8 protein-coding genes and 2 pseudogenes are annotated in these 9,330 nt (G+C 44.4%); 5 read left to right on the top strand and 5 right to left on the bottom strand.

What is annotated here, in order from left to right:
• Positions 1-355: 355 nt before the first annotated feature.
• From Q0852_RS22880 to Q0852_RS22895, 4 genes and pseudogenes are all read right to left on the bottom strand, one after another.
• A complete protein-coding gene (locus tag Q0852_RS22880) occupies positions 356-1,867 on the bottom strand; it encodes an IS66 family transposase (protein WP_299022558.1) in 1,512 nt (503 codons plus the stop codon).
• 59 nt (positions 1,868-1,926) lie between these two features.
• Complete coding sequence (gene tnpB / locus Q0852_RS22885) at positions 1,927-2,280, bottom strand: IS66 family insertion sequence element accessory protein TnpB (RefSeq protein WP_299022559.1); 354 nt, start codon at positions 2,278-2,280, stop codon at positions 1,927-1,929.
• Complete coding sequence (locus Q0852_RS22890) at positions 2,277-2,600, bottom strand: IS66 family insertion sequence element accessory protein TnpB (protein WP_299022560.1); 324 nt, start codon at positions 2,598-2,600, stop codon at positions 2,277-2,279. The genes tnpB and Q0852_RS22890 overlap by 4 nt, the downstream gene beginning before the upstream one ends.
• A gap of 67 nt (positions 2,601-2,667) precedes the next feature.
• Positions 2,668-3,566: pseudogene (locus Q0852_RS22895) on the bottom strand (LysR family transcriptional regulator).
• A 108-nt stretch (positions 3,567-3,674) separates the two neighbouring features.
• Here Q0852_RS22895 and Q0852_RS22900 point away from each other — a divergent pair.
• From Q0852_RS22900 to Q0852_RS22915, 4 genes are all read left to right on the top strand, one after another.
• On the top strand, positions 3,675-4,139 hold the full coding sequence (locus Q0852_RS22900; RefSeq protein WP_299022562.1) for a DMT family transporter: 465 nt from the start codon (positions 3,675-3,677) through the stop codon (positions 4,137-4,139).
• Positions 4,139-4,591 (top strand): DMT family transporter, encoded by a 453-nt coding sequence (locus Q0852_RS22905; protein ID WP_299022564.1) that lies wholly within the window; start codon positions 4,139-4,141, stop codon positions 4,589-4,591. Before Q0852_RS22900 ends, Q0852_RS22905 begins: the two co-directional genes overlap by 1 nt.
• Before the next feature lie 76 nt (positions 4,592-4,667).
• Positions 4,668-5,069, top strand: coding sequence for an NUDIX domain-containing protein (locus Q0852_RS22910; RefSeq protein ID WP_299022567.1), 402 nt, complete (start codon positions 4,668-4,670; stop codon positions 5,067-5,069).
• 186 nt (positions 5,070-5,255) lie between these two features.
• Positions 5,256-5,852: a tyrosine-type recombinase/integrase gene (locus tag Q0852_RS22915; RefSeq protein WP_299022569.1), complete on the top strand. Its 597-nt coding sequence runs from the start codon at positions 5,256-5,258 to the stop codon at positions 5,850-5,852.
• Positions 5,853-6,004: 152 nt separating this feature from the next.
• Here Q0852_RS22915 and ltrA read toward each other — a convergent pair whose 3' ends face one another.
• Positions 6,005-7,477, bottom strand: a complete 1,473-nt coding sequence (ltrA, locus tag Q0852_RS22920; protein WP_265700822.1) for a group II intron reverse transcriptase/maturase — start codon at positions 7,475-7,477, stop codon at positions 6,005-6,007.
• Between the two features lie 740 nt (positions 7,478-8,217).
• On the opposite strand from ltrA, the pseudogene Q0852_RS22925 reads away from it, so the two are divergent.
• Positions 8,218-9,255 (top strand): annotated as a pseudogene (locus Q0852_RS22925) (ISL3 family transposase); the annotation flags it as partial.
• Between the last annotated feature and the right edge of the window lie 75 nt (positions 9,256-9,330).

The raw sequence follows: 9,330 nt of genomic DNA on the forward strand, positions 1-9,330 counted from the left end.
GCAACATGAGAACTAGAATATAAGAGCATGACAGAATCGGTTGGTATTTATCCCGTCATGCTCCCTCAGTAATGACACGCATACTCTGGCACACTTATGCCCCTTTTTCAGTTAGAGTTGAAACTCATTAATAGGCTGTTAATTATGGCTCATGATACCTGAGCTAATGTGACATTACAGAGTGTAGGCATGCATCATAGCTCGCTGACTTCCCAAATGAGCATTACAGCTCACCACTAATTATATCTACGGAAATGCTTATTAATTAATGCGGTTCTATGATTTAGGAGATTCAATGTTATTACCAAAATTGACCCTTCTGACGTATGCGCCCCATGATCCCACGGGCGTAATATTAATGTGAGTAGTTCCAGGGAAGAAGTGATTCGATATCTGGTTCAGGCTTGGCCATCTCTTTCATACACTGGACGAGGTAATCGTAAAGGATAAGATCATTGGCTTTGGCCGTTTCGATGATGCTGTAGAGCATTGCACTGGCATCCGCCCCCTTAGGCGTATCGGCGAAGAGCCAGTTCTTGCGCCCGATAACCATGGATTTGATTGCACGTTCCGCTCGATTATTGTCGATAGATAAGTGACCATCTTCTACATACCGAACCAGTTTCGGCCACTGACCTGTCGTATATTTAATTGCCTTACCCAACTGGCTTGAACCCACCACTTTCTGCGATGCCAGCCACTTATGCAGGTCATCAAGCATTGGTTTCGCCAGTTTCTGCCGCTCTGTCAATCGCTCCTGGGCAGCTTTACCTTTCAGACGCGTTTCTAACGCATACAGTTTTTGGATTTTCGCCAGGGCGACATCTGCTTTGCCTGTCTTGCCTTTACCTTGCAGCTTCTTGGCATCCATGAACTTACGGCGGGCGTGAGCCAGACAGCCCAGGTGCTTAACCTTTGGCAGTCCATCATAGGCTTTATAACCATCCGTTTGTAGATAGCCGTCGTACTCGCCAAGGAAGGCAACAGGACACGCCCTCGAACGACCGTTTTGATAGTCGAACAAGACGATATTTTTGACATCTTTTAATGCGGCTTCAGGTGAGTCAGCGCCCGAGCAGTAGACCCACATATAACACTGTTTGTCTTCTTTCAGTACATTGAGTGGCGTTTCATCCGCCTGAACCACCACTTGTTCCAGCAGGTGCTTTTGTAGCGCCTGATAAAGCGGAGTAAAGTGCTCGCTGACCTGCATCACCCAACGTGCCATCGTGGTTCTGGATAACTCAATACCAGATTGTTTAAACAGGCTTTCCTGGCGGTACAGTGGCAACGCGTATTGGTATTTACCGAGGATGATGTTGGCCAGCAGACTTTCAGTGGCGAAGCTCTTTGGGATCAGGCTGGCGGGGACAGGTTTTTGGCTAATGCTGACTTTATCCGCTTCCCTCTCGCACTGGCGACAACTGTACTTAGGGCGCACATATTCCAGTACTTTTAATACAGCAGGCGTGAACTCGAGTTTTTCACTGCTATCTTCACCGATTTTATGCAGCGGATGCTGACAACATAAGCAGACTTTTTCTTCATCAGCCAAGTCCAGAACGATACGTTCACGTGGCAGGTCTTTTGGAAGTGGCTTGCGTTTACCACGTGCTTTTTTGGTCGTTGTGGTAGTGATTACCTCTTCCTGCTCTGGGGCAACCGCTTCGCACTCAACCTCATTGAACAGGTCACCCTGCGCTTCGTCATACGGCTTGAGTGCTTCTGCACGTTTGGCGAACTGGCGGTCGATAGCCAGTTTAAACTGCTCAAGAAGAGATGCCTTTTCAGCCATCAGGGCTTTTACCATCGCTTGAAGCTCGGCAACATCTTGACTGTCAGGGTTAATATCGGGCATCTTTTTCATGACACCCATTATACTAAAAATGGTTCATAACTGCCCGATACATCTGACTTTTATGATGGCTAACTCATTGTAAAGCTCTGTATTTCTATGGGTTTATGGCCGATAATCGTGAAGCCAGACAACAGGAGTTCGAACTCCTCAGCGCTTAGGGTAAAGACCTGATGTTTCTCCCTGGATGGCCACTTAAACTTGTCTTTTTCCAGCCGCTTGTACCAAAGGGCGAAGCCTGTGTTATCCCAGTAGAGTACCTTCATTTTGTCGCGCTGTTTGTTGGTAAACAAGAACAGCGCCCCTGAGTCTAAAGACAAATCAGTTTCAGATTCGATCAGCGCCGCCAGGCCGTTGATAGATTTGCGGAAGTCAACAAACTCACGGTACAAGTAAATGGCAGGAGGGTTGATTAACCCTTTCATGACTGGAGAGCGCCAATAAGCTCTGCCAAATAAACCGCAGGTGTACCCTGCGGAATGCTCAGCTCAATATCGTTAAAACTGAGCGTCATATTCGCCGCTACAGGTTTAGCAATTTGGTAGTGGGTGCTTTGTTCAATCACTTCAGCTCGGATAAATCCGCTATGACGGTTTTCACTGGAGAGTTGCAGCAGACGTCGTTTAGCGAAAAAAGTGGAGGTGCTGATTTTATTCTGTCGGCAGAACTCTCTTTGAGTCAGGGAACTACTTTCATACTGCTGGAATATTGCCAGCCATTCCTGGTCACTACGTCGATTGGCCATGATCTTGTCTCCTCATGTTTCGGAATTAAGATCATAAAAGGCTCATCACTCTATTTGAATGCGGGGTTTATGGGGCGCTTACCTTCTGACTCAATTTTTGCTCTAAATAATCAAGAAATACCTTGAGTTTTGCTGGCATAAATGCTCGTTCGGGGTATACAGCGTATATGCCGTGTTCGGGCAACCGGTATTGCTCCAATATTGTAATTAGAGCGCCGCTGGCCAACTCCTGTTCAACAAGGAAAAGTGGCATTTGGCAGATACCAACATCATCAAGCATTAGTTGCTTCAGAACCTTGCTGTTATTTACCTGAATATTGCCTTCTGGTTTGATTCGCTCTAGGCCACAGGGGCCATCAAAAGCCCATTCCATGCCAGATCTGAAATAGGAATAGTACAAACAGTTATGTTGTTTTAGGTCGTTTAGCGTTTCAGGGTTTCCGTATTTTTCAAGGTATCCAGGTGATGCGCAGAGCACACTGCGACACGGTGATAACTTACGTGCCACTAAGTTTGAATCAGACAAAGCACCGATTCTTAGTACCATATCTAATCCATCTTCAACTAAATCTACGACTTTGTCATCCATCGATAAATTCAGCTTTATATCTGGAAAACGATGTAAAAACTCACTTAGTAAAGGGGCAATATGCAGATGCCCAAACACCATAGGGATACTCACTTTAAGGTGCCCTCTGGGGGTGCCCTGAAGACTACTAATAGCGTCCTCACCTTCATCGACCAAGGATTTAGCCTTATGGATGTAGCTGTAATATTGCTCTCCAGCCTCAGTCAAGTTTAGTTTCCGAGTCTCCGCTGAATAAGCTTGGCACCCAGGTGAGTCTCCAGTGCGCTAATTCGCTTGCTTACAGCTGACTTGGTTATACCGAGCTTGCGGCTCGCTTCTGAAAAGCTGCCCAGTTCGACAACGGCAGTGAATATGGGAATGGCTGAAAATGTATCCATCTTTTATTGTTAACCTAGGGGAAACAAAGTGTTCAAAATATAACGGATTATCAAATCAAAGGAAACTCTATATATTGCATGCCAACAGAAAATCGTTGGAAAAATTGTATGAAAACTCAACCATTTCATTTGTCTCTGGCGCTGGCAGGAGGAGTAACGCTCGCCAGTATGATTGCACTCAATAGCACAATGGCATTTTTTAGCTCCCCCTTGCTTGCATCCTGGGTTGCACACGGGGTTGGTGCTGTGATTTCCCTTGCAGTGTTAATGATAGCCAGTGTCTTATTTGGGGAGAAAATATCTTTATTACCCAAATCTGAAACCCCAATTTGGGCCTACTTAGGTGGAATACCAGGCGCTTTCACTGTGATTTTGGCTGCTATTACTGTTAATAGTCCACTGGGTTTATCTGGATCAATCGCATTAATCATGGCAGGCCAAGTGCTGTTTGGATTTGTCTGCGATACCCTTGGCCTGTTCGGTTTGACCAAACGCACAATGAATATTAATGATGGTATGGCATTAATGCTGATGGTAGCAGGTTGCTTAATGACATTATTCGGGAGGGGATAATGATGACGATGGTAATTCTTCTTGCCCTATTGAACGGTTGTTGTATTAGTTTTTGCCGAATCCTTAATGGAAGACTTAGTCAGGATACCAGTGTATTTAATGCATCATTTTGGAATCATGTTGTAGGCTTTATTTTTCTTAGTCTTATCGTATATTTTACATCTTCTGTTCCGGTTAAGACTATCATGGACGCTCCTGTGACAGCCTGGCTTGGCGGTGTTATGGGCGCTTTGTTTGTCGCCCTTAATAGCTATGTATTGTCAAAAGTCGGGGCAACGCTGACTGTATTACTCGTTATTGGAGGTCAGTTGCTGACTGGGGTTGTTTGGGATGCTTTCAGCAATGGTGCAGAACTCACTCCATTATTTGGCATTTTGTGTATCCTGATTAGTGTCTTAGTCACAAAGCGCGGTCAAGACCAGAGAGCAAAAGAAATAAAAGTATCGAGATAAACTAATTATCGCTCTGACGTATACTGATTTTTTTATAATACACTGTTAGGCATATAATCATTAATTGAGAGTCAACATGAACCAAAAAATAGATAAACTAGCGTGGTTACATATTGAAAATAGAAAGGTGCTATGTGCGCGTTCAATCGGCAAATCGACTTTCTATATACCAGGTGGTAAAAGAGATTTAGGTGAAAGTGATGAAGAGGCTTTGGTGCGGGAAATTAAGGAAGAACTAACTGTCGATTTAGATACAACGACACTGTCCTTTTTTGGTGCTTTAGAAGCTCAGGCAGATGGAAAGCCTGAAGGAACAATGGTCAAAATATCGTGTTATCAAGCCAAATACACAGGAACATTAGCTCCAGACTCAGAAATAGAAGAGTTATCTTGGTTAGGATTTAGTGATATTTCCAAATGTTCACTAGTTGTACAGAAATTATTCGAGCAACTACACAAACAGAATTTCATATCTTAAAGCTTTGTGCAAAATTTCCGACAAACGCATTTAAGAGTTAACGCGACTATTTGTACATTATCTAATCCGTGTTTTACCAGTTAGTGCTTTTGAATTAAACCCAATTTATCCACGATGGTTTTAGTAATCGGTCTTGGGCGGCTACCAAACTTTATGTTGACCAATAACATCAGAGAGGTGGTCAACATGAGAACGTTATCTTCAGGGAAATGTAGTGGCATCAAAAGGCCATTCAAGCTAGAAGAGGTCTGGCGAATAAGAACTCGACTTGAGCTTGAAAACGACTTGATGCAGCTTGCACTATTAAACTTAGCCATTGATAGCAAACTGAGAGCGAGTGATTTACTAAAGCTGCATGTACACGATGTATCTTCGCAAGGAGTGATCCATGAAAGGGTGCAATGTATCCAGAAAAAAACAGGCACCGATGTTCACTATGAAATCACTCCGAGAACGCAGCAAAGTATCAGTCGCTGGATCTATTCAGCTTCCCTAGAAACGAGTAGCTTTTTGTTTCCCAGTGGCCGCCGCAAAGGGCAACCTATCAGCTATTCATTTTATCGTTCGATTATCAGGGACTGGGCTGTAAAACTTGGGTTGAATGCGGACTATTATGGGACACATTCTATGCGTCGCACCAAAGCTACCTTGATCTATGCCAGAACGAAAAACATTAGGGCGGTACAGATTTTACTGGGGCATTCGAAGCTAGATAACACCATTCGTTACCTTGGAGTTGAACTAGAAGATGCCCTAAGGCTCTCAGAGCAAACAGACTGCTAGAAGCATTGATACAGGCTTTTCTTGGCTTTTGAAAAGTCTGTGTCGGGTGGACGACACCTGTTACCAAGTGCCGTCTCCCTAAGAACCGTACGTGCAACTTTCACTGCATACGGCTCAAGCCTCCACAAAAGCATCGTTTGATACCCAGCAACTTATAGAGCAGTTGGAGCAGGTTCATTCCAAGAGTTGCGAGCTTGCCTTTTGGACTTTCTCTTCGCCAAGTATTCTTGATATTGAGGGTCAAATGGTGTCGCCGCATTTCGGATTTTCACATGTCTCTCGATAGGCACTTTGGCTATTTGGAAGAGATTGAACTGGCAATCCATATCCATGATCTTCTGCCAACCGTGAAATTGCCATTGGCCTTTTCGATTGATGAAGTATTTAAGCGCGATCCAAGTTCTAGATTTTGTTGGATGACGCCTTTTAGCCCAGTGCCATAACGCATGGAATAGCTTGTGGCCTACATATCCGAATATCTGTTTCGCGACGCAGTGTCGATAGTAATTCGACCATCCCCTGAGTTTCGGATTTATCAGTTTGATAAGATCATTCACTGGAAGGGTTACGTGCTTTTTGATGAGTTCACGCAGATTACTTAAGAACGTCAATGTATTGGATTTGCACGGCTTAATGAGCAATTTCCCTTTGTACTTCCTATGATTAAAACCTAAGAAGTCAAAGCCATAGTTGATGTGAGTGATGTGCGTTTTCTCTTCGGAGAGTGTTAAGCCTCTTTCCGCTAAGAAATCAGTAATCAACGGTTTGATATCGTTCTCCAGCACTTCCTTTGAAGCGCAAGTGACGACGAAATCGTCGGCATATCCAATAAAGTTGGCTCTAGCACCCTTTTTGAGTGCAGTGGACTTTATGCACTGCTCAAGCCCTGCAAGAGTCATTAGCATCAAGGTGGGAGATATGATCCCTCCTTGTGGTGTGCCCTCGTCAGTGCGATAAAACAGCCCTTTGTCCATGAAGCCAGACTTTAACCATTGTTCCAACATACGCTTGTCTACAGCGATGTTATCAAGAAGCCATTGATGGCCGATCTTGTCGAAACAAGATTTGATGTCTCCCTCAAGAACCCATTCAGCGGATCGTTTTAGAGCCAAACACTTGAAGCACTGCGCGACTGCATCGGCAGTGCTGCGGTTTGGTCTAAATCCATAGCTGTTAGGGTCTGCAAGTGTTTCTGATACTGGCTCTAGTGCAAGAAGATGAAGCGCTTGCTGCGCTCTATCGACCATGCAGGGGATACCAAGTGGTCTGAGCTTGCCGTTTTTCTTGGGGATGTAGATACGCTTGAGCGGTTTGGCTTGATAAGCTTTTCTGCTCAATTGACTGACAGCTTTCATGCGGCGCGTATCCGTATTCCAGATAACGCCGTCAATTCCAGGCGTTTTACTGCCTTTGTTTTGTGATACTCGCTTAACAGCAAGAAGCTTTGCTGAACGCGAGTGAGTCAGTATCCACTGCAACGCTTTCGCTTTGCCGTGTTTACCTTCTCTCGTTGCCTTTGCGATACGCATCTGAAGCTTTAAAACATGGGATTCAACGGTTTTCCAATTTATGGATTTCCATTGAGCGCTGTCAGGAGAGGCACTAATCTCTTTTGAGACCATCATTTGCGTTTCTCCTTGAATAAAGTTCTTCGAAATTCTCTCGCAACGGGAGACCAGTCGGAAGTGGGCGCACTTTCGTGCTCAGACATGAGTCTGTATCTGCATCGTTACAATGCAGCCTTTGCTTTCTCCGACCTCCTATACCTGCATCACTATCGGCTATGTAGGCTTTCCCAGAGGGAGTGATACAGGCTTACCGTGTTCCGTATGTCGCGCAATGTCAGGGTAGATGCCTGCTATGGAGCGGAGAGCTTAACGATCACGAAAGAGCATGGGGCAATCTCTTTCCAACTCTCGTGCCTTTTGGCTACAGCGTGTTAACCACTTCCGCTGTTTGCAAGGATAACGCCCCTTACGCAGGTTCACATATGTTCATCATACTGGCTACCTAGCACTCACCCGATTTGTGGTTATCAGGAGGGTCGTCCTCTCACGATTTCGACCCCGAACGGTATGACCCCCGTTCTTCGTTACATTGTCAGAGCCGCTACTTTATTCAGGCTCCTAGGTTCATCTGGTGATACAGATGGTTCACTCATTAAGCGGTGAACAGCGCTTCATACGACTTCACGTCGCACGCCCCTTTTCTTGTTAGTGCTTCTACTCATTCGTATTCTGTTCATACCAATTTGCCATATGTGAGCGGCTCTTCTCCGGTTAGGTGAGTCTCAGTTTGTTAACAGAAGCAACTTAACGTAATGTTTTACAGCGTTTATTTTGTTAACAGAACTCTGTCGTACCTTATGTCATTGACTTCAACTCTCTTTAGCTTTCCTGGCCAATGTATTGATTCCGTTTCTATCGAAGAAAGCACCAAAATTGTGCGAGTGAAGTGTCGTCGAGATAAGAGATATAAGCTTCACGATTCAGTGACAGGCAAACCTTGTACTGTTAATCGTTATATCCGACGTCGCATTCATGATCTGCCTGTTTCCGGTCGAGTTTGTCATGTTGATATCGAACTTGCTCAAGCTCGTAGCGAAGATGGAAGACGATTTATCGAACCGACAGGTTTCGTTGCTAAAGGAGGCAGGTATACGACACGTTTCTGTCACTTTATTAGCGGGCTTTGCCGTTATATGAGTATTCAAGCAGTTTCTAAACACCTTGGTATTCGTTGGGAGACTGTGAAGAAGATTGATAAGACAGTCCTTCTTTCTACTCTTCCAGCGCTTACCCCTAGTGAGTTAAAAAACTTGGTTCACATTGGCGTAGATGAAGTCGCTCGCGCTAAAGGGCATGACTACATGACGGTTGTTTATGACCTCATATCAGGTCACCTAATATGGGTAGATCATGGCAGGACAGCCAACGTTCTTATTCATTTTTTAGAGCAGTTATCGCCGAAAACTAAAGAAGGGATCCAAGCTGTATCTATGGATATGGGCCAGTCCTATCAGTCAGCAGTGAGGAAGGTCCTACCAAATACGGACATTGTCTTTGACCGATTCCATGTGATGCAAAACTACTCGTTACTGATTAGAAAAGAACGAAATAAAGCGTTTAGAAATGGTACACATCAAGAAAAAAAGATGCTTAAAGGCACGTTGTTTCTCCTCCTTAAGAATGCACCTAAATTAAATGATAAACAGTCAGATAGATTGGATGATTTACTTGAAAGTAATAAGACACTTTGCACCATTTATATGCTTAAAGAGCAACTACAAGCTTTGTGGTGTGAGCGTGATTTTGACTCAATGGTTATAGCTCTTGATGCGTGGTGCCAGCTTGCCAAAAAGACAAGGATTTTATCACTTATCAATTTTGCTGACTCTCTCTTGCATATTTCGGAGTCAGCCGACCGGCTATTTCGGTTTTAATCGACCACCAAATCCGTTTTTAAACGTCCACTGATT

The organism is uncultured Photobacterium sp. (assembly GCF_947502415.1).
In the GTDB taxonomy this organism is placed as follows: domain Bacteria; phylum Pseudomonadota; class Gammaproteobacteria; order Enterobacterales; family Vibrionaceae; genus Photobacterium.